Genomic DNA, 20206 nt, shown 5'->3' with positions numbered 1-20206 from the left:
GCGCGCCTAGCGTGATCGCTCCGGCCACAGGGGGCCAGGGGCAGGAACAGGGGACACCATGAACACGTCGACTAGTCGCGCATCGATGCGCGTTTTGGGTGCATTCGCTTTCCTGGCGGCGATCATCGCCAGCATGCCGGCCTACGCGCAGAGCGTGACCTGCGGCAATGCCGGCAACCGCGGCGCAAAGATCCAGGGCCAGCAGGTCTACGACAACGTCCCGGACTACGTCGAATCCCCGCCGGGCACGTTCGTGCGCAACGCGATGGACTTCAGTGCCAACCCCTCCTCGCGGCCAACGCTCGGCACGGGCGTGACCTACACCTGGTCGCAGGGCGCGGGCACCGCCGGCGTGATCGCGCCCACCAGCGGCATGTCCACGCACTTCACGCTGCCCAATGTGGTCAAGCCCGTGGGCGCGCCGCCGACTTGGACCGGCGAAGTCGTCACCGTCGTGCTGACCATCACCAGCACGGTTCCCGCATGCCCCGGCACCTGGTCGACGGCTGTCACCCTCAACGTGCTCGACATCCTGGTGCCGGCCGCCAACCTGCCGCCCACCGCCGTTGCCGCGGCCTCGCCGCCGATCGCGGACGAAAACGTGCAGGTCCTGCTCAGCGGCCTGGGCTCCAGCGATCCGGAGAACCACGCGCTCACCTACTCGTGGCAGCAGCTGTCCGGCACGCCGGTCACCCTGGCTACGCCGAACGCGCAGGTGGCTTCCTTCATCGCCCCCAACACGGCCTATCCCAGCGGTGACACGCTGGTGTTCCGCCTGACGGTGAGCGACGGCGTGTACGTCGACAACGAGGATGTCACCGTCAACGTGTCCTGGATCAACGATCCACCGGTCGCCAGGATCCAGTGCCCGCTGGCCGTCGATGAAAGAGAGCAGTTCTCCCTCCTCGGCAACGGCAGCACCGACAGCGACGACGGCATCGCGCACTACGACTGGACCGGCGGCTGGCCCGCGCTGGACCTGAGCGGCTTCTCCGGCGCCACGCTCGCGCTTACCGCGCCGACCCTGGGCTACCAGCAGCCGGGCAACTTCACCTTCCGCCTGACCACGCGCGACTTCACCGGCGCCTTCACCTTCGACGAATGCGAAGTGCTGGTGCGTGACATCACCGCGCCTGTGCTGACGCTTCCGGGCGACATCACCGAGGAGGCGCAGGGCCCGTCGGGCAACGTGATCGCGTATGCGGCGTCGGCCTTCGACGCGGTGGACGGCAGCCTGGTGGACGCGGCGAATTTCTCCTGCGCTCCGGCGTCCGGCAGCACCTTCGCCCTCGGCGTCGCGCCGGCCAAGGCCGCCACGACGGCCGTGGAATGCACGGCGAAGGACTCGGCCGGCAACACGTCTTCGGACTCCTTCGACGTCACGGTCACCGACACCACCGCGCCGGCGTTCGAAGTGCCCGCGGATTTCACGGTGGAAGCCACCGCGGGCGACGGCGCCAGCGTGAGCTTCGCCGTGCCCACGCAGGACGCCGTCGATGGCGCCGGCGAGGCCGCCTGCATCCCGGCGAGCGGCAGCACGCTTGCCATCGGCACGCATGTGGTCAGCTGCTCGGCCACCGACCAGCGCCAGAACACCTCGGCCAGCCAGTCGTTCTCGGTGACCGTGGACGACACGGTCGCACCGGAAGTGCAGGTGCCCGACTCGTTCACGCTGGAAGCCACCGGCGCCGACGGTGCCACGGCCACCTTCTCCGCGACCTGGACCGATGCGGTCGACGGCAGCGGCGACGCGAGCTGCGTGCCGGCGTCCGGCAGCATGTTCCCGATCGCCGCCACGCAGGTCACCTGCACGAAGACCGACGCCAACGGCAACACCGGCTCGGCGAACTTCACCGTCACCGTTGAGGACACCACGGCGCCGACGCTGGAAGCGCCCGGCCCGTTCTCCGTGGAAGCCACGGGCCCGTCCGGCGCGCTGGTGACCTTCACCGCGCTCAAGCACGACATCGTCGACGGCACGGCGGACGCGAGCTGCGCCCCGGCTTCGGGCACCGTGTTCCCGCTCGATGCCACCACCGTGGTCTGCAACGCCATCGATGCCCACGGCAACGCCGCCGAGCCGGTGAGCTTCGTGGTCACCGTGGTGGATACGACGCCGCCGGCGCTCACCGTGCCTGGTCCGCTGCAGGCCGAGGCCACCGGTCCGCTGGGCGCGGCCGTCCCGTTCACCGTCTCGGCGGTGGATCTGGTCGACGGCAGCGTCACGCCGACCTGCACGGCCGACTCGGGCCAGGTCTTCCCGCTGGGCACCACGAATGTGAGCTGCTATGCCATCGACGGGCACGGCAATGCATCGGCCAGCCAGCAGTTCACCGTCACCGTGGTCGACTCCACTCCGCCCACGCTGACCGTGCCGGCCTCGTTCACCCGCGAAGCCACCGGGCCCAATGGCGCGCACGCCTCGTTCGTCGCCACGGCCCACGACCTGGTGGATGGTGACCTGACCCCGGTCTGCTCGCCCGCGTCCGGCGCGCAGTTCGGGCTGGGCGGCACCACCGTGACCTGCAACGTCGCCGACAGCCATGGCAATGCGGCGGCCGCCAAGAGCTTCACCGTCACCGTGGTGGACACCACCCGGCCAGTGCTCTCGGGCCTGGTGGACATCGCCGTCAATGCCGCGGGCAACTCGCAGGCGACCGTGAACTACACCATGCCCACGGCCACCGACCTGGTCGACGCCGACGTGCCGGTGCAATGCACGCCGCCGCCGGGCACGTTCCCGATGGGCACCACCGTGGTGCAGTGCTCGGCCACCGATGACGCGGGCAACACCGCCACCGGCAGCTTCCGGGTGACCGTGAGCTACGCCTTCAACGGCTTCTTCCAGCCGGTGGACAACGTCGCGGTCAACACGGTCAAGGCGGGCAGCGCCATCCCGGTGAAGTTCAGCCTGGGCGGCAACCAGGGGCTGCAGATCTTCGCCGCGGGTTCGCCCGCGTCCGGTGCGATGACCTGCAGCGCCAGCGCGCCCAGCGACGAGGTCGAACTGACCGTGACCGCGGGTGGCAGCAGCCTGCAGTACGACGCGGGCGCGGATCAGTACATCTACGTTTGGAAGACCGACAAGGGCTGGCTGGGTTGCCGCCAGCTGCGCGTCACCCTCAAGGACGGGACTGTGCGCACTGCGGTGTTCAAGTTCCGCTAGGCGCGTTCCCCTGCGTGCCATCGGAGCGATCCCCGGCCTGGCCGGGGATCGTTTTTTGTGGGGTCCGCTTTTGTGGGTCCGCTCTTGTGGGTCCGCGCGGCGACGCGTCGCGGGTCGTCAGGCCCCGTCCATGCCCGCCGTCTTGTCGGCGCGCTAACAGGCCGCCGGGCTATCTTCGCGCGCGAGCCGACTTCCGCGGAGACCCCATGACCACGCCCCGGCGCCCCAAGGCGAGCGACTTCGATCCGGAAGTCCTGGATCTGTTCGACAAGTACGTGCACGGCCTGATCGACCGGCGCGGCTTCCTGACCGGCGCCGCGCGTTTCGCGGTGGGCGCCACCGGCGCGGCCGCCCTGCTGGCCGCGCTGACGCCGCAGTTCGCCGCCGCGCAGCAGATCAAGCCGGACGACCAGCGCCTGCAGGCCGGCTTCGTGGAGTTCGATTCCCCGAAGGGATACGGCAAGGGGCGCGGCTATCTGGTGCGTCCGGCCAAGGCAGCCGGACCCTTGCCGCTGGTGCTGGTGAGCCACGAGAACCGCGGCCTGAATCCGCACATCGAGGACGTGGCCCGTCGCATGGCGCTGGAGAACTTCATCGCCTTCGCGCCCGACGCGCTGTTCCCGCTGGGCGGCTATCCCGGCGACGAGGACGCCGCGCGGGCGAAGTTCGCCACGCTCGACCAGGACAAGACGCGGCAGGACTTCCTCGCGGCCGCGCGGTACCTGCGCTCGGTGGAAGGCAGCAACGGCCGCATGGGCGCGGTGGGCTTCTGCTGGGGCGGCGGCATGTCCAACTTCCTGGCCTCGCAGTGCCCCGACTTGGACGCGGCGGCGCCGTTCTATGGCAATGCGGCGCCGCTGGAGGACGTGGGCGACATCAATGCCGAACTGCTGGTCGTGCTGGCGGCCAACGACGAACGCATCAACAAGGAATGGCCGGCCTACGAGGCGGCGCTCAAGGCGGCCGGAGTGAAGTACACCGTCTACCAGCCCGAAGGCACGCAGCACGGCTTCCACAACGACACCACGCCGCGCTACGACGAAGACGCGGCGCGCGAAGCGTGGCGGCGCACGCTCACGCTGTTCAACCGCACGCTGCGCGGGCAGGGCGGGAAGGACACGAAGACAAAGGATAAATCAGCCTGACCCACCACCCGATCGCCGCGCCTCTGCCCCTTCCCCCGCTCGGCGGGGGAAGGTTGGGATGGGGGCCGCAGATCGCGGCGTTTCCTGCCACCCTGCCGCACCGCTGCGCCGCGCACAGCAGCCGCACTCAGGGAAGACGTCGACGCACCACGCACGGCGTCTCCCCACGCATTGCTATCCTGCAATCCGCCCTCCGCGCGTCCCCCCATGCCCCACGAATTCCTGGCATCGCTGCCCGCCGAACAACAGCTCGCGCTGGAAGCCGCCTATGCGACGCCGGCGCGGGCGTACCACAACGTCCGCCACGTCGGCGAGGTCCTGCGCCATTTCGATGCCGCCACGCAGGAAGCCGGCTTCGAGCGCGAGGCTGAAGCCAGGCTGGCGGTGCTCTACCACGACGCGATCTACGAGCCCGGCCGCGCCGACAACGAAGCCCGCTCCGCCGGGCTGGCGCGCGAGCACCTGCAGCGCTGGCCGCAACCCGGCGTGGACAGTGGACGCGTCGAAGAGCTCATCCTGCTGACGGCACGCCACGGGCGCCTGCAGCCGGGCGAGGTCGATCGCGATGCCGCACAGTTCCTCGACTGCGACATGGCGATCCTGGGCAGCGATCCGGACACCTTCAGCGCGTACGACCGCGCGATCGCCGCCGAATACCGCGGCGAGGTTCCGGCGTGGCTCTACAAACTCAACCGCCGCCGCTTCCTGAAAGGATTGCTGGGCCGCGAACGCATCTTCCTGAGCGACTGGGGCCACGCGCGCTTCGACGCGCAGGCGCGCATCAACCTGCGCCGCGCGGTCACGCACAAGCAGTGACGGGGCCGGACAGGCGCCCGCAAGGGTTGCCCGGCTGGTCTGGTCCTACTCCTGCAGCACCGCGCTGCCCGCCGCGTGCGCCGATGCCCACGCCCACTGGAAGTTGTAACCACCCAGCCAGCCGGTGACGTCGACCACCTCGCCGATGAAGTACAGGCCGGGCACGCGCCGGGACTGCATCGTGCTGGAGGACAGTTCGTCGGTGTCGACGCCGCCCAGGGTCACTTCCGCCGTGCGGTAGCCCTCGGTGCCGCTGGCCACCAGGGGCCAGGCTTCCAGCTGCGCGGCCAGTTCGCGCAGCTGCGGCTCGTTGTACTGCTTCATCGGGCGATTGGGCAGCCACACCTCGCACAGACGCTGGGCGAAGCGCTTGGGCAGCACGTCGCCCAGCACGGTCTTCAGTTCCGCGGCGGGCCGCTGCGCCTGCCAGCGGTGCAGCGACTCCAGCGCGTCCTGGCCGGGCAGCAGGTCCAGGCGCAGGTCGTCGCCCGGCTGCCAGTAGGAGGAGATCTGCAGGATCGCCGGCCCGCTGATGCCACGGTGGGTGATCAGCAGATGGTTGTGGAAGGCCGCCTTGCCGCAGCGCGCCTCGACCGGAAACGCCACGCCGCTGAGATCCTCCAGCCGCTCCTGGTGCTTGCCGCTGAGCGTGAGCGGCACCAGGCCGGCGCGCGTGGGCAGCACGCTGTGTCCGAACTGGCGCGCCAGCTCGAAGCCGAAGCCGCTCGCACCCATGCTCGGGATCGACAGCCCGCCGCTGGCCACCACCAGCGCCGGCGCGCTGAAGGCGCCGCGCGTGGTGTGCAGGTGGAACTGCCCGCTGTCGCCGTGCGCGACGCGCTCGATGCTGCACTGGGTGTGGATGCGCACGCCGGCGGCTTCGCATTCGTCGAGCAGCATCTTCACGATCTGCTTGGACGACTCGTCGCAGAACAACTGGCCCAGCTCCTTTTCGTGCCAGGCGATGCCGTGCCGGTCGACCAGCTCGATGAAATGCGCCGGCGTGTAGCGGGCCAGCGCCGACTTGCAGAAGTGGCGGTTGGCCGACAGGTACTGCGCGGGCGAGGCGCCGGTGTTGGTGAAGTTGCAGCGGCCGCCGCCGGACATCAGGATCTTCTTGCCGACGCGGTTGGCGTGTTCGATCACCACCGCGCGCAGGCCGCGCTGGCCGGCGGTGATGGCGCACATCAGTCCGGCCGCGCCGCCGCCGATGACCAGCACATCGCACGACTGCATCTCCTCAGCCTCCGCCCGGTGTGCTCGACGTAGCAGGCGGACTGGCCCGCTGGGCCAGCCAACGGTCCAGCTGGTTGGCGAAGGCCTGGCGGTCGCGCGCATGGAACGCCGCCGGGCCGCCGGTCTGCACGCCGGCGCCGCGCAGCTCCTCCATGAAATTACGCATCGACAGGCGCTGGGCGATGTTGTCCGGCGTGAACGGCTCGCCGCGCGGATTGACCGCCACCGCGCCCTTTTCGAGCACGCGGGCGGCCAGCGGGATGTCCTGGGTGACCACCAGGTCGCCGGCCTGGACGCGCTCGACGATCGCATCGTCGGCCTCGTCGTAGCCCCCCACCACCTGCACCGCGCGGACGAAACGCGAGCCGGGCGTGCGCAGCCACTGGTTGGCCACCAGGGTCACGCAGACCCGGGCGCGCTCCGCGGCGCGGAACAGGATCTCCTTCACCGGCCCGGGGCAGGCGTCGGCGTCCACCCAGATCTGCGGCGCATCCGAAGGCGCGGCGTCCGTCGCGGTCACAGCTTGCGGATGCGGAACTTGCGGCCCTTGATCTTGCCGGCCTGCAGGCGCGCCAGCGCCTTGTCCGCGTGTGGACGGGCGATGGCGACATAGCTGCGGGTGGCGTACACGTCGATCTTGCCGATCGCGTCGCCGGGCAGGCCGGCATCGCCGGTGATCGCGCCGACGATGTCGCCCGGACGCAGCTTGTCGGTCTTGCCCGCGTCGATGCACAGCGTCACCGCCGTGGCGCGTGGCGCGATGCGGGCCTGCAGCGTGGCCAGCACCGGGCGTTCCCAGCGGATCGGCGAGCCCAGCTGCGAGGACAACGCGTTGGCCCGCGGCATTTCGCGCGGCGTGCACAGCGTGAGCGCCAGGCCCTCGCGGCCGGCGCGGCCGGTGCGCCCGATGCGGTGGGTGTAGGTGTCGACGTCGGTCGGCACGTCGTAGTTGACCACCGCGCCCAGGTCGTCGATGTCCAGCCCGCGCGCGGCCACGTCGCTGGCCACCAGCACGTTGCAGCTGCGGTTGGCGAAGCGCACCAGCACCTCGTCGCGGTCGCGCTGCTCCATGTCGCCGTGCAGCGCCAGCGCGGAGAAGCCCAGGTGGGTGAGCGAGGCGACGACATCCTCGATGTCGCGCTTCATGTTGCAGAACACCACCGCCGACTCGGGTGCGTATTCCAGCAGCAGGCCGGCCAGTGCCGAGGGCTTCTGGGCCGGGTCGACGTCGAAGAAGCGCTGCACGATCGTGGTCGGCTGCTCGCTGCCTTCCACGGTCACCACCAGCGGATCGCGCTGGTACTGGCTGGCGATGGCGCGGATGGCGTCGGGGTAGGTGGCCGAGAAGAGCAGGGTCTGCCGCTTGCCCGGCGTGCGGCCCAGGATCTCGCGGATGGGCTCCTCGAAGCCCATGTCCAGCATGCGGTCGGCCTCGTCGAGCACGACCACGTGGATGTCGCGCAGGTCCAGCACGCGCTTGCGCAGCAGTTCCTGGATGCGTCCGGGCGTGCCGACCACGACATGCGGGGCGTGCTGGCCCAGCGACGCCAGTTGCGGCGCCAGCGCGGTGCCGCCGGTGAGCGTGGTCACCTTGACGTTGGGCAGGCCGGTGGCGAGCTTGCGGATGTGCTTGGCGACCTGGTCGGCCAGTTCGCGAGTGGGGCACAGCACCAGGGCCTGCAGGCGGGTCTGGGCGACGTCGATGCGATGGAGCAGGGCCAGGCCGAAGGCGGCCGTCTTGCCGCTGCCGGTGGGCGCCTGGGCGATCAGGTCCCGGCCCTCGAGCAGGGCGGGCAGGCCCTGGGCCTGGATCGGGGTCATCTGCACGTGGCCCAGCGCGTCCAGCCCCTGGAAAAGTGCCGGGTTGAGGGGCAGGTCGGTGAATTCGGTCATGCCACATGATACGTGGCGAGGATATGTGGCGCCTGCGCCGGGCACCGGATCCCCGGCCTGGATGCCGGCGCGGACCCGGCTGAAGGCGCGTTCCGGACCCGGCCCGTGGGCCGGGACGTCCCGGCCCGCGCCGTCGGGCGGCAGGCAAAAAAAGGGAGCGGGGCCTCAGTCCCCGCTCCCAGTGCGTCGTCCTTGATGCCCCAGTTCGCCTTCTGCGAATTCGCTTCCCGGCCCGGGTGGTCTCGAACCGACGACCCCCGGCCCGGCGGGCTTCAGATCGACTGCAGGCCCAGGATCGCGGCCAGCACCGAACCCAGGATCGAGTAGTTGCCGTCGTTGTAGCGCCCGTACTGCTGGCGGCTGTAGTAGCCGTCCTTGTAGCCACGGGTGAAGCCCTGGCGGAAGTAGTGGGTGTACTCGCTGCGGCTCACGTAGCGGCCGCGGTATCCGTACAGCGCGTCCTCGTACGCCCAGCTGTTGTTGTAGTCCATGCGCCAGCCGTCACGGCTGTCGGCGCGGCCGGCGTAGTAGCCCTCCTCGTAGCCGCGACGCACGGCCTCGCGCAGCTGGTCGGCGGCGTAGCGGTTGACCGAGTAGTACTGGCCGCCGCGGTAGTAGCGATAGCTGGCGGGCGTGTAGTAGTACGGGTCGTTGTAGTAGTCGTAGCGCTGCGCGTCCCAGCGCATCTGTTCGGCGCGCAGGCGACGCAGGTAGTCCTGCTGGTAGCGGTACTGGGCCATGCGGCGCTGCTGCTGCAGGTAGGCGGCGCGCTGGCGCTCCACGGCTTGCTGGCGCAGGCGGTACTGGCGGTACTCGCGATCGCGCTGGCGGGTCTCCGCGATCAGGCGGTCGCGCTCGTGGTCGGACAGGCGCTGGCGCGCGCGGCGCTGCTCGTCCAGCCGGTCGCGGGCGCTGTCGTCGCGGTCGGCGTAGTCGCGACGGTCGTCGTCGCGGTTGCCGTAGTCGCGGCGGTCATCGTCGCGGTCGCCGTAGTCGCCGTAGTCGCGGTTGTCGCGCTGGCGGGCGGCGCGGGCCTGGGCCTCACGGGCGCGGGCCTGCGCGGCGCGGACGGCTTCGTCCCGGCGCGCACGGGCCTGGGCGTCGCGACCTTCGCGGTCGGTGTCGACAGCGCGGGCGCCGATGCGGTTATCGCGCTGCAGTGCCTCGCGCCGGTCGACATCTTCACGGCGGGCGGCGTCACGGCGCTGCGCCGTGCGGCGCTCCAGGTCACGGGCCTGCTCGCGTTGCTCCTGCTGCAGGCGGGCGGCTTCCTGGCGGGCGCGGCCCTGCGCCTGCGCGCGGTCTCGCTGGGCGCGGTCCTCGTGGGCGCGTTGGGCCTGCTGGCGCTCGCCGGCCTGGCGCGCTTCCATCTGCGCCTCGCGGCGGGCCTGCTGCGCGTGCTGCTGCTCGCGGGCGCGGCGGATGGCGTCCTCGCGGGCCTGCTGCCCATGCTGCTGGCGCTCCTGGGCCTGGCGCTGCTGCGCCTGGCGCTGCTCGGCCTGGGCACGGGCCTGCTCGCCACGCTGGCGCGCGGCCTCGCGCTGGGCGTCGGCCTGCTGGTGGGCGCGCTGCTGCTGCTGCTCGGCGCGCTGCTTGTCCGCCTTCTTGCCTTGCTCGTCCTTCTGCTCGTGCTGCTCCGCCCCGCGGCCCTGTTCGCGGGCAGCGGCCGGGGCGGCCAGGCCGAGCACCATCGCGGCGGCGACGGCGGCGTGGAGGAGGGTCTGCTGGAATTTCATGGCGACATGTCCGGTGCGTGGATTCATGGCGCCAATTAGCACCGGCGGCACTTAACGGATTCTGAGATTCGCGGGGTACGCCCGGCCCGGTTCAGGGCGCTGTCATCCGTCCTTCACGAACGGCTTGGAATTCCGCGATCCGGGGCGATGAGCGCCGGGGTTTTCGCAGGCAGGCTCGCGCCAGCCCGGACGCGCCCACGCCGGCGTTGAACTGGCGAGGTTTGGCCATGCGCCGCCCTCGCAGGATTACGGCGTGGCCGCCTCCGCCCCGGCGACCACGCCTGATCCTCTACTGGCCCGCCGCCGCGCGCAGCGCGGCCAGGTCGATCTTCTTCATCTGCATCAGCGCCGCCATCGCGCCGGGATGGTTGACCAGTTCCGGCAGTTCGGCCGGCACCACCTGCCAGGACAGGCCGAACCGGTCCTTGAGCCAGCCGCACTGCTGTGCGTTCGGATCGCCGCCTTCGCCCAGGCGGTTCCAGAAGTGGTCGATCTCGTCCTGCGTCGCGCAGTGGACGACGAAGGACACCGCCTCGTTGAACTTGAAATGCGGCCCGCCATTGAGCGCCGTGAACGGCTGGCCATCGAGTTCGAAGGCCACCGTCATGGCCGTGCCTTCGCGCTGGCCGGAAGCCTTCGCCGCGCTCGCGTCGTAGCGCGTGATCGCGCCCATGCGCGAATCGGCAAAGACGGACGTGTAATGCGTGGCGGCGTCTTCGGCCTGGTGGTCGAACCAGAGGAAGGGCGTGATGCGTTGCTGGACGCGTGCGGCCATCGGGGGTGCTGTCATCGGGCCTGCTGTCATCGGGGCGATCTCCTTGGCGAGGCACACCGGGATGGCGGCCTTTGGAACCACGACGAGTGGACGCCGGCCGGATCGACGCGGGAAGCGCACGGCTTGTCCTTTGGTCGACGCTTTCCGAAGCTGACCGGGGCCCAGCCGGCCTCCCGGGCCCTGCGCGGGATGAACCGCCAACTCCCACGGGGGAGGGTGGTCTTCACGCGGCCTTCATGCGGTAGCCTCTGCCCGGGAGTCGCGGCGCGGTGCGTCGCGAAGGCTCCGATTCGGGGGGCAATGAACATGTTCGGGTTGTCGGGCGGCCGGGCGCGGGGGCGCGGTGGTCGCTGTCCAGTGGGATGCACCAGGCCGTGGCTTTCGCGCTGCACGGCGGTGGCGATGTTGCTGGTCGCGCTGGCGACGGCGCCGGCCAGCGCGCAGCTGCGCCAGGTGGCACCGGGCGAGTCGCCCACGCTCGCGGCCGACGAAGGCCTGCTGCTGGTCGCGGTCGACAGCACCGTGGCGCTCAGCGTGGCCCGCTTCGCGCGCGTCGATGGCCGCGACGCCTCGACACTGGCCGACACGACCGACCTGGGCGAGCTGCCAGTGGGCCGCAGCCACGCGCTCTTCGTGGCGCCGGCGGGGCGCTACCGCTGGGAAAACACCGACACCACCACCACGACGCTGCGGCTGGCCGACGATACGGAGCTGCGCTTCGACGTCGCCGCCGGGCAACTGAACTACGTCGGCGACTTGGTCCTGCGCCCGCTGCGCGAAGACGGCGGCCTGATCGCCGAGGCGAGCGCGACGCTGGCCAACCGCAGCCTCGCGGCCATCGACTGGCTCGACCAGCACCACGCGCGGCTGCATGCGCGGCATCGCCTGCAGTACGCCGGCCATTACCCCGATCCGTTCCCCGCCTTCTATGCCCACGAGCGCGACAGCCACCCCGCGTCGGTGGAGCCGGCAACGACGTTCGACCCGCCACCGCAACTGGCCACACCCCTGCCATTGACCATGAGCCGCCTGGCGCGCGAGCCGCGTTTCAGCCAGGTGCGCCTCAATGGCGCCGGCGACCTGCTGGCCCTGCAGGTGCGCGAGGGCGAAGACCGCTGGCGCATCGACCTGGTGGCGATGGCCAACGGCGCGACCACGGTCGTCGCGACCAGCGCCGTGCCCTTCGGCCAGCTGTTGTGGGCCGATGATCGCCACCTGGTGCTGGGGGCCGGCGAACAGGCCTATCGGCGCGCGGTGCAGGTCCTGCGCCTGCAACGCACCCACGCCGGCTGGCAGGCGCGGCGCGCGCAGGTGCCGCGCGCCGGTGAAGTGCTGCATGCCCGCGGGGACGTGCTCGTGTTCGCCAGCCTGTCCGGGCGCGGCGACGTGCAGGTCCACCGGATCGCCGTTCCCGACCAGGCCGCGGCGGACGCGTTGGCCTTCGACGATCGCGACCGGCTCGAGCCCGGCATCGACGGTGTGCTGCACTGGGAAACCGACCGCCACGGCGCGCTGCGCCTGGCGCGGGTGCACCGCGGCGACGGGGAATCCTGGCTGTACGGACGCGACGGTCGTTACGCCCAGGTACGGCGACTGGGGGATGCGCCGGGCGATGTGCTCGACCTGGAACCCGTGGGGCTCTCCGGTGATGGCGCGTACCTGTACGCCCTGACCGAGCGCGGCCGCGAACAGCGCGACGCGGTGGCCATCGACTTGGCCACCGGCGCCGTGGCCCGCACGGTGTTCTCGCGTCCCGGCGTGGACGTGGAGAGCCTGGTGCTGGACCGGGCGCAGGAACCGCTGTCGGTCACCTACCTGCGCGACGGCCAGCGCGTGAGCGAATACTTCGGCCCGCGCGGTGCGCTGGTCGGCCCCGTGCTGGCGCGGCTGTTCCCCGGCCACGCCGTCACCGCCGCCGCGCGCAGCGCCAACGGCCGCCGCTGGGCGGTGTGGGTGGAGGCCAGTGACCGGCCGCCGGCGCTGCATGTGGTCGACCTCGACGCCCGGTCCGCGCGCCTGGTGCCGGGCAACACGCCCTGGCTCGACGGGCTGCCCCTGCGATCCGCGCAGCTGCTGCGCGTGCCCACGCGCGACGGCCTGGTGCTCGATGCCTTCCTCACGCTGCCCGCCGGAACCCAGCGCGTCCCGCTGGTAGTGCTGCCGCACGGCGGCCCGATCGGCATCGCCGATTCGCGTCGGTTCGATGCGAAGGTGCAGTTCCTCGTCGCGCTCGGCCACGCTGTGCTGCAGGTCAACTTCCGCGGCTCGGCCGGCTACGGGCGCGCATTCCGCGAAGCCGGCCTGCGCGGGCAGGGCACCTCCATCGAGGACGACGTCAACGCCGCGATCGCCCACGCGCTCGCCCGCGACGATGCGGCCGCGCATCGCCTGGACGCCGGGCGCATGTGCATGGTCGGCGCCAGCTATGGCGGCTACTCGGGACTGGTCGCCGCGGTGCGCTGGCCCGACCGGTTCCGCTGCGTGGTGTCCATCGCGGGCGTGAGCGATCGCCTGCTGGCGTTCTCGGCCAGCGACAGCGCGCTCACGCCACGGGGCCGGGCACAGATGGAACAGGTGATGGGCGACCCGCGCACGCAGGCCGAGCGCATCCGCGCCGCCTCGCCGCTGTATCGCTACCGCGAGCTGCGCACGCCGGTGATGCTGGCGCACGGCGTCGAGGACCGGCGCGTGGACTTCGAGCAGTCGCGCCGCCTGGGCCGCATGCTCGCGCTGGCCGGGCGCCCGGCCGTGGGGCTGGCGTTCGAGGGCGAGGGCCACGGCCTGGTGCGACCGGAGAACGTCGACCGCCTGTGGACCGGCGTCGCCGGATTCCTCGAGCGCATGCTCGCGCCCACCGCGCCGGGCGCCGCGCGCGTCGCGACGGTCGCACCCTGAACTGATGGCCGCGAATTGATCTGCGTGAACCGGACCACGGCGCGACGGCCACGCGCGGGCCTTGGGTTGGCGCCGCCCCTGGCGTAGTCTGGCCACGACGACCCAGGGACGGGCCGGACCCGCGTCCGGGCCCGTCACGCCGGGCGAAGAGCACGCCATGGCCCATTTCGAACCTTTCCGCGACCCGCGTTATGCCCTGCGCCTGACGCCCGCCACCGACCACCTGCGGGTGGAGGTGAGCGGCGACATCGACGCGCAGCCGGTCCGCATCGCCTATTGGCGCCAGATCGCCGAGGAAGCCAAGGCGCGGGGCCTGCGCAAGGTGCTGGTGCATGACCGCAGGAAGGGCGCGCCGGCCAGCCCGGCGGAACTGGCGGAGCTGGCCCAGCTGTTCCGGGGCGAAGCCGTCAACTTCGACCGCGTCGCAGTGGTGGAGCCGTCGCCGGAATTCCTGCCCGCGGTGGAACACGCCGAGATCTTCGGCCAGGCCGCGGGCATCAACGTGCGCATCTTCACCGATGCCCAGCAGGCCGAACGCTGGCTGCGCTACGGCTCGCCCGACGACGAACCGGCCGGCGACCAGTTGCACTGACGCCTGCTAGAGGTGGCGGTGCCCCGGGGCGGGTTCCACGACCGCCGTGGCGTCGCGCGTGACCACGCGGTTGCGGCCCTGGCGCTTGGCTTCGTACAGCGCGGCATCGGCGCGCGAGAACAGTTCGTCGGGCAGGTAGCCGGCTTCGGGATTGGCCTGCGCCACGCCCAGGCTCAGCGTCAGGCCCGGCAGCGCGGGCGTATGCAGCGGCGCCTTGCGTTCCACCGCAGCGCGGACGGTGTCGGCCAGCTGCGCGCACGACTCCAGTGACTGGTCGGCGCAGGCGATGAGGAATTCGTCGCCGCCGAAACGCCCGAACAGGTCGGCGCTGACCAGGTGCTCGCGCACGATGCCCACGACCAGTTTCAGCGCGGCGTCGCCGGCCAGGTGCCCGCACTGGTCGTTGATCGACTTGAAGTGGTCGAGGTCGAACACGATCAGGTTGAGCGGCCGGCCGAAGCGCGACAGGTGGTCCATCAGCTCGCGCAGTTCGCTGGCGAAGGCCTGCCGGTTGAGCGTGCCGGTGAGCGGGTCGTGGATGGACAGGTTGCGCAGGTGCGCCGATTGCTGGCGCAGCTGTTCGTGCGCCGAACGCAGCTGCCGCTGCTGCCGTGAGAGCTGTTCGGTCTCGCGGGCCAGGCGGTGGCTGCGGCGCGAGGCCACCCACCAAGCCAGCAGGGCGAGCGAGAGCGCGGCCAGCCAGGGCCACGCGGACAGCAGGCCGTGCGGAGCGTCTTCGCCCGGGAGCGGGGCGTCCGTGGCCGTGTTGCCGCCGCCGGCGCTCATCGAGACGGCCGCGTCCGCGGCAAGCGGCGCACTACCCACGGCGGGCAAAGCGGGACTGCTCACGCCCGGCGCGTGCGGGATCTCGAAGGGATCGGCGTGGGACGCGGCGGGGTCGACGGGCGTGGCCATGGCGGCCGGCGTGGCCGGCTCGGGCAACGCACGGATGACGGTAATCGGCGTGGCCTCGTGCGCGGTCGCCTCCGGCGGCGGGAAGCGGGGCGGCGGTGGAGGCGGGGGCGGCGGCGGAAAGTGCCCCGGCGGCGGCGGGTGATCGCCGGGCGGCGGACGCGGCCGATGACCGGGCGGAGGCGGATGCTGCCCCGGTGCCTGCATGGCGGGCGCGTCGGCGGGCACCTGCGCAAGGCCGACGCCGGTCCAGGCCGCGAGCAGCAGCACTCCTGCCATTCCCCAGCACGTCCGCGACGACATTCCCGGCCCCAGCCTGACGATCCAGGTGAAGCCTAACGGAAACCGCCTGCGGAGTCCGCCGACACGGTTCGCCTTGGCACGCCGCCAACGATGCCGTCCGTCGCGCGTCCGGCCATGGCCCCGCGCCGTCGGCTCCGCCGCCCATGCACTAAACTCCGCACGCCACGCCTCCGGCCTGGATGGCGAAACCGGTAGACGCAGCGGACTTAAAATCCGCCGGCCGCAAGGCCATGCGGGTTCGAGTCCCGCTCCAGGCACCACATGGCGGTTTCGGTAGGTCCAAGGTCATCCCAGGAACCGCGAGATTTCCCACGGAATGTGGCGCTTTGCATCCTGTGGCGTCCCGGGGAGGCCCGTTGAAGCCGGGGGCATATGGGGCCATATGCCCGGACCCGGGCGAGCGCGTCCTACCTGTTGAAGGATGCTGAGCTTCGCTGGGGCCGATGACCCCGTCCCTAGCCGGCCGTCTGACGTCCGTGGCGAAGCTAGAGGCGCGTGAAGACGCGCTAAGCGCAAGCCTTGCAGTCAGCATGCGTATAAGACGAGGGACATGCAGGCTTAAGAGGCCGGGCGCGAAGTGGCCGGGAGGCTTCTACGGAGACATTTCGGGCCCGAGAGATGGCCCGGAGGCTCGCTAAGAGGTCGTCTCTCGAATAGCTGAGATGTTAAGACTTATACAAATCAATGGTTTAGCAGATTGTTATCCGATAATCGGCTCAAGCTTTGCTTTGACAAAGTGTGCTAATTTTCGCTCGTCCGATGCGAACAACGGTGCGAGCACCCGTGCGGAACTACGTCCGCCAGTCGATACAGCCAGTTCCTCCGAAGCGCGATGCTTCTTCGGAGCTTGCGGCTGCGCGTGCTCGCGAACTAGCGCTCTATCGAGAGAATCCAGGCGTGCCCGCGCCCGTAATGATTCGAGCGCGCCAGGAAGGCGTCCGCTTCTCTTGGCCAAGGAAAGTTTAAGGCCCCTAACTAGCCAGGAACTCTACGACCTTCTCGGAGTGTCCGAGGGGGTTGTTCTTGTGGCCGGCCAAGCACTCGCTACTTGGGCTGACCTCTATGAGATCGTGCCGCCGAGTGCGCTCGAAATGGGCGTCACATACGACATCGACTTTTTGGGCACCGCTACTCAAGCTAGCGATCACGCTAGCGGCTTGGCGGTGCAATTCAGAGACCAAGTTGAGTTCATCGAGGCCTCGATTGATGATCCGACGCCCAATAGCGCGGTGATTCTGCTAAAGGACCTCAATGGGCGCACTGAACCCATCATCATTGACTACTTGCGCGCGCTTCAGGGTTACACCGCGCAGGATGAGGAAAAGCTTCGCGCAATTGCAGTAAGGGCGACCATTTGGGGGCGAGATGTCCTGATCATGCATCCCTTCGATTGCCTCAAGTCGCGCCTGCACAACGTCGCCACACTCCCCTCGAAACAAAATGAAATGGGCTATGCGCAACTGCGCCTGGCGATTCGCGTGCTTTCGGCGCACTTGAAGAGCGAGTGCGAAGAGGGGAACGAGAGGAATGTTGCGCTTCCCTTGGCCGAGCGGGTCATTAGCCTTGCCTCAAGTCCCCATGGGCTGAATATTTGGCACGGGCAAGGGATTGACCTCTTGGAAGCTATTCCGGTCGACTCATATTGCCCCGCCTTCCAACAAGAGCGCTGGCCTCGGGCTTTGGCCGCGGTAGCCGAAAAACGGGAGAGGCGCCTGCGGGCTATCCACGGAGGCAGGCGAGACGGAAATTAGATGCAGCAAGCCTCAGACACGGTGCGCCCGGGCAGTCAAACTCGTCGATCTAAGTCCCAGCAGTGGGGGGCATTTGCCAGGGTTCTAGCTTGGCGCCCTTTTGAATGACGCGCGCGCGGGCCCTTTCGATGAGCATTTGAAGGTTCTTTCGAAACCCATAGTCATCGGGCGTCATGCGCTCCATGCGCAACAATCCCTCGTCGCTCTCGTCAAAGACGCGAAATCGAACGTAGCGGTAGTCAAAAACCTCCGCCCCGCAGTGGAGGGGAGCAAATGCCTCCCTAAGGATTGCCACTGCCTCTTCTGCCGAAATCTCTGTCCGCATCTCATTCTCCAGCCCGGACTCCGCCTAAGTTGCCCAACGCCTGAATTATCCGAGCCGCGGAGCGACTTCGGCTTGCATGAATTTGTTAGGCGTCAAAGCGAGATACTCTCGTCTACCGTGACTTGCTGGCCGTAACTTGTGTCGTTGCTGTCGGCGACGGTGATACTGACTTTGTGCCCAGGGAACTGGAAGTATGTGGAGCGGAAGTCGGTGCCGGGAACCTGCTTTTCCTCGGTTGTGATTGTTGCCCGAGAGCCGGATGCAGAGGCCGCACTCGATAAGGCGGACTGAACCGCTTTAGCCACATCGATGGCGGCGGTTGAGCCAGTGAAGTTGCCCCAGTTCCTCTGGACCCAGCTCAAGCGGCCATCCTTGAATGCGATGCCGCCAACAATCTTGGCGTTTGGCGGCTCACCACTTGATAGAAAGATCATGTCCGGGTTGCCACCAACTGGCACCAGCGCGAATCGGGTTTGAGCCTCTGCTAGGACAGTGGCCCGAGACTCTCCCAACTTGAACATCATGGGTCCGATCGGGAGCTCAGCAGCTTCGACCACGCCAGAAGGCAACAGAATCCCAAGAAGCAGGCTCATGAACTTGCGCATGTCTCCCCCGTGATGCCTAACGCCTGAGTTAAGCGGAGCGGCTTCGGCTTGAATGAATAGCTAGGCCGCACTAGCCACGGCCTTCGAGCTCTTGAAACAGCTTTTCTAGAGCAGCTCTGTGCTCCGCCGGAATTGTCTGTTGGTTGAACAGTAGCTCGGAACTGATGTAGTCACGCACATTCTCCACTTGGTTGTCAGGGATCTCTGACGAGTCCACTGTTGATAGTTCCAAATCAACAAGTGTGGTCTCTTTTGCAGAGATGGCCCTGCCATCCCGGGCCGCGAACAAGATTTCTAAGCCTGTCATAGAGCCATCCTTGCGACCGAACGCCTGAGTTAAGCCCGCCACGAAGTAGTGGTCGGATGAATGATTGCTAGGCCCAACTAGCGGACCTTCGTGGAACATTGAGATTCGCTTGTAACTGTGCAGCAGACGTAGCTCCAGTTCTCAAGCTTCCTCGCGGCGGCAGCCGACGAAGCTAGCGCCGCGCAGGACGCAAGTCGTTCTCGCCTGGACATGTAGCTTGCCTCGGTGTAACCAGCAAAGAACTCCTTTTCTGTCACTGAGTCATAAACCCAAGCGTTCATTCCTTTCATGCGGTATGGAAAGTAGTCGTTATCTTGTCCCGAGCAGGAAACAGACAGCAGCGCTATCGCCACAACGAGCAATTGAGCGCGAATGTTCCGCATGGCGAGGACCTCCCCTAGAGCCTAACGCCTAAATTGAGCCGCCAACGAAGTGGTGGCCGGCTTGAATGAATTGTTAGGCCGCAACCCCGCTGCGCCTGATCTTCTGAACTGCCATGCGGACGCCAATGACGATCACGACCAGCCAAGAAGCGATGAAGGCCAATCCAATCATGGCTCTGAAGATGAGGCCACTCCACGGTTGAGGAACTCGGCTATCCCGTGGGCGACTTACCGCTGGATATCGCGGCAAGTACTCCACTACAACTGGCACAGGATCGTCGATGTCTTGGAACTCGGGACGAAGCCGGCCCCTGCCCTTAATCGCCCCTCTCAGTTCCCGACCGTCGAGAGTCCGGTATGTGTATACAGCCCAATGAAACCAAACGGCATTGCCTTTAGGACCGTCCTCAACATCCTCGTCTGAAGAGATGATCTCGCCTGGCACATAGACCCCGCCCACTCTCAGAAGCAGATCCGACCCCAGAGCGAGCAACGGGTCCCACGCTACGAAAGTGAGAAGTACAAGGACTATGAAGCTTTCGGCAAAATGTGATTCGAGTTGCGATTTTTTCGCCATTGCGGCCTAACGCCTGAGTTAAGCCGCCACCAGGAAGAGGTGGTCGGCTTGAATGATTTATTAGCCCTCAGCGTCGAGCTATAGGGCAAGGATCTTTGCTTTTTCCCGATCGAACTCGTCTTGCGTCAAGGCACCGGAGTCCAGTAGGCGCTTTAAGCGCTCAAGCTGAGCAAGCTTGTCGTCTGTTGCTATTTCGGTGGCTTTGCCCTGCGTGGCGGAAATCCCTTTGATCACGCAGCGGAAACGCAGGGTGGCTTCCGGGAAGCCACCGAAAGGCCTTGCGGCCTTCGAGTCCATTGAGATGGTTTCCATCACCTGGGACTTTTCAGTGCAAAAGGATGACGCCTCCTCGTATGCCTTCTTTTGCAAGGAGCTGGACGAGACAAATCCAGTCTTCCCGGTGCGCATGATGAGATAGGAGTCAGGGCCATCGGGAATTACCCCAGTGTTCCCCGCGAGGGCGACGCAGGGAAGCAGTCCGGCGATTACGGCAATCATGCACTTCACTAAGGCCTCCGAAGACCCTACCTGAGGGCTAACGCCTGAGTTAAGCCGCCACCACGAGGTTGTGGTTGTGGTCGGCTTGAAAGAATTGTTAGGAGCGATGCTCGTTGGCCGGTCTCGGCACTTTCACGGTCTCAAATGCGCTGCCGCAATGTTTGCATTTGGACGCATCCTTCTTTACCCGCTCGCTGCAGTGCGGACACTTCTTTGTTGCTGCTCGCGAAAACCCAAAGCCTGCGATAGCAAAAACGGGAGCGAGCATCAGAAGGATCCCTGCCTCGCGGC

General features: G+C 68.2%; 15 protein-coding genes and 1 tRNA gene. 7 read left to right on the top strand and 9 right to left on the bottom strand.

Annotation, left to right across the window (positions count from 1 at the left end; genetic code table 11):
* The first annotated feature begins 58 nt into the window (after window positions 1-58).
* The 3 genes from I8J32_RS13965 (at window position 59) to I8J32_RS13955 (ending at window position 5127) form a co-directional block, all read left to right on the top strand.
* Window positions 59-3166, top strand: a complete 3108-nt coding sequence (locus tag I8J32_RS13965; RefSeq protein ID WP_200615672.1) for an HYR domain-containing protein — start codon at window positions 59-61, stop codon at window positions 3164-3166.
* Window positions 3167-3372: 206 nt separating this feature from the next.
* Window positions 3373-4311 carry a dienelactone hydrolase family protein gene (locus I8J32_RS13960; RefSeq protein ID WP_200615671.1) on the top strand — a complete coding sequence of 313 codons (939 nt, stop codon included), beginning with the start codon at window positions 3373-3375 and terminating at the stop codon, window positions 4309-4311.
* Between the two features lie 207 nt (window positions 4312-4518).
* Entirely contained in the window at window positions 4519-5127 is a 609-nt protein-coding gene (locus I8J32_RS13955) for an HD domain-containing protein (RefSeq protein ID WP_207526628.1), read from the top strand.
* A 45-nt stretch (window positions 5128-5172) separates the two neighbouring features.
* On the opposite strand, the gene I8J32_RS13950 is transcribed toward I8J32_RS13955, so the two are convergent.
* From I8J32_RS13950 to I8J32_RS13930, 5 genes are all read right to left on the bottom strand, one after another.
* Window positions 5173-6363 carry a BaiN/RdsA family NAD(P)/FAD-dependent oxidoreductase gene (locus tag I8J32_RS13950; RefSeq protein ID WP_200615669.1) on the bottom strand — a complete coding sequence of 397 codons (1191 nt, stop codon included), beginning with the start codon at window positions 6361-6363 and terminating at the stop codon, window positions 5173-5175.
* 4 nt (window positions 6364-6367) lie between these two features.
* The gene (locus tag I8J32_RS13945) at window positions 6368-6883 is read right to left on the bottom strand and encodes a YaiI/YqxD family protein (protein ID WP_200615668.1); all 516 of its coding nucleotides are present in this window, start codon (window positions 6881-6883) and stop codon (window positions 6368-6370) included.
* Window positions 6880-8256 (bottom strand): ATP-dependent RNA helicase DbpA, encoded by a 1377-nt coding sequence (gene dbpA / locus I8J32_RS13940; RefSeq protein WP_200615667.1) that lies wholly within the window; start codon window positions 8254-8256, stop codon window positions 6880-6882. Before dbpA ends, I8J32_RS13945 begins: the two co-directional genes overlap by 4 nt.
* 272 nt (window positions 8257-8528) lie before the next feature.
* Window positions 8529-10019: a hypothetical protein gene (locus tag I8J32_RS13935; protein WP_200615666.1), complete on the bottom strand. Its 1491-nt coding sequence runs from the start codon at window positions 10017-10019 to the stop codon at window positions 8529-8531.
* A 262-nt stretch (window positions 10020-10281) separates the two neighbouring features.
* Window positions 10282-10767 carry a VOC family protein gene (locus tag I8J32_RS13930; protein ID WP_200615665.1) on the bottom strand — a complete coding sequence of 162 codons (486 nt, stop codon included), beginning with the start codon at window positions 10765-10767 and terminating at the stop codon, window positions 10282-10284.
* A 402-nt stretch (window positions 10768-11169) separates the two neighbouring features.
* Between I8J32_RS13930 and I8J32_RS13925 the strand changes: the two genes are divergently transcribed.
* Window positions 11170-13662: a S9 family peptidase gene (locus I8J32_RS13925; protein ID WP_200615664.1), complete on the top strand. Its 2493-nt coding sequence runs from the start codon at window positions 11170-11172 to the stop codon at window positions 13660-13662.
* A gap of 157 nt (window positions 13663-13819) precedes the next feature.
* Window positions 13820-14254, top strand: coding sequence for an STAS/SEC14 domain-containing protein (locus I8J32_RS13920; RefSeq protein WP_200615663.1), 435 nt, complete (start codon window positions 13820-13822; stop codon window positions 14252-14254).
* A 6-nt stretch (window positions 14255-14260) separates the two neighbouring features.
* Here the strand turns inward: I8J32_RS13920 and I8J32_RS13915 are convergent, their stop codons facing one another.
* Window positions 14261-15445 carry a GGDEF domain-containing protein gene (locus tag I8J32_RS13915; RefSeq protein ID WP_200615662.1) on the bottom strand — a complete coding sequence of 395 codons (1185 nt, stop codon included), beginning with the start codon at window positions 15443-15445 and terminating at the stop codon, window positions 14261-14263.
* A 197-nt stretch (window positions 15446-15642) separates the two neighbouring features.
* Here I8J32_RS13915 and I8J32_RS13910 point away from each other — a divergent pair.
* Together I8J32_RS13910 and I8J32_RS13905 are read left to right on the top strand one after the other, a co-directional pair.
* Window positions 15643-15729 (top strand) — tRNA-Leu (locus tag I8J32_RS13910).
* A 687-nt stretch (window positions 15730-16416) separates the two neighbouring features.
* Window positions 16417-17220 carry a hypothetical protein gene (locus I8J32_RS13905; RefSeq protein ID WP_200615661.1) on the top strand — a complete coding sequence of 268 codons (804 nt, stop codon included), beginning with the start codon at window positions 16417-16419 and terminating at the stop codon, window positions 17218-17220.
* A gap of 417 nt (window positions 17221-17637) precedes the next feature.
* Here I8J32_RS13905 and I8J32_RS13900 read toward each other — a convergent pair whose 3' ends face one another.
* From I8J32_RS13900 to I8J32_RS13890, 3 genes are all read right to left on the bottom strand, one after another.
* On the bottom strand, window positions 17638-18150 hold the full coding sequence (locus tag I8J32_RS13900) for a hypothetical protein (RefSeq protein ID WP_200615660.1): 513 nt from the start codon (window positions 18148-18150) through the stop codon (window positions 17638-17640).
* A gap of 70 nt (window positions 18151-18220) precedes the next feature.
* Window positions 18221-18556, bottom strand: a complete 336-nt coding sequence (locus I8J32_RS13895) for a hypothetical protein (RefSeq protein ID WP_200615659.1) — start codon at window positions 18554-18556, stop codon at window positions 18221-18223.
* Window positions 18557-19495: 939 nt separating this feature from the next.
* A complete protein-coding gene (locus tag I8J32_RS13890) occupies window positions 19496-19915 on the bottom strand; it encodes an SHOCT domain-containing protein (RefSeq protein WP_200615658.1) in 420 nt (139 codons plus the stop codon).
* Window positions 19916-20206: the final 291 nt, after the last annotated feature.

This window comes from Lysobacter solisilvae (assembly GCF_016613535.2).
Classification (GTDB): Bacteria; Pseudomonadota; Gammaproteobacteria; order Xanthomonadales; family Xanthomonadaceae; genus Agrilutibacter; species Agrilutibacter solisilvae.
This window is presented reverse-complemented; position numbering and strand designations above follow the sequence as displayed.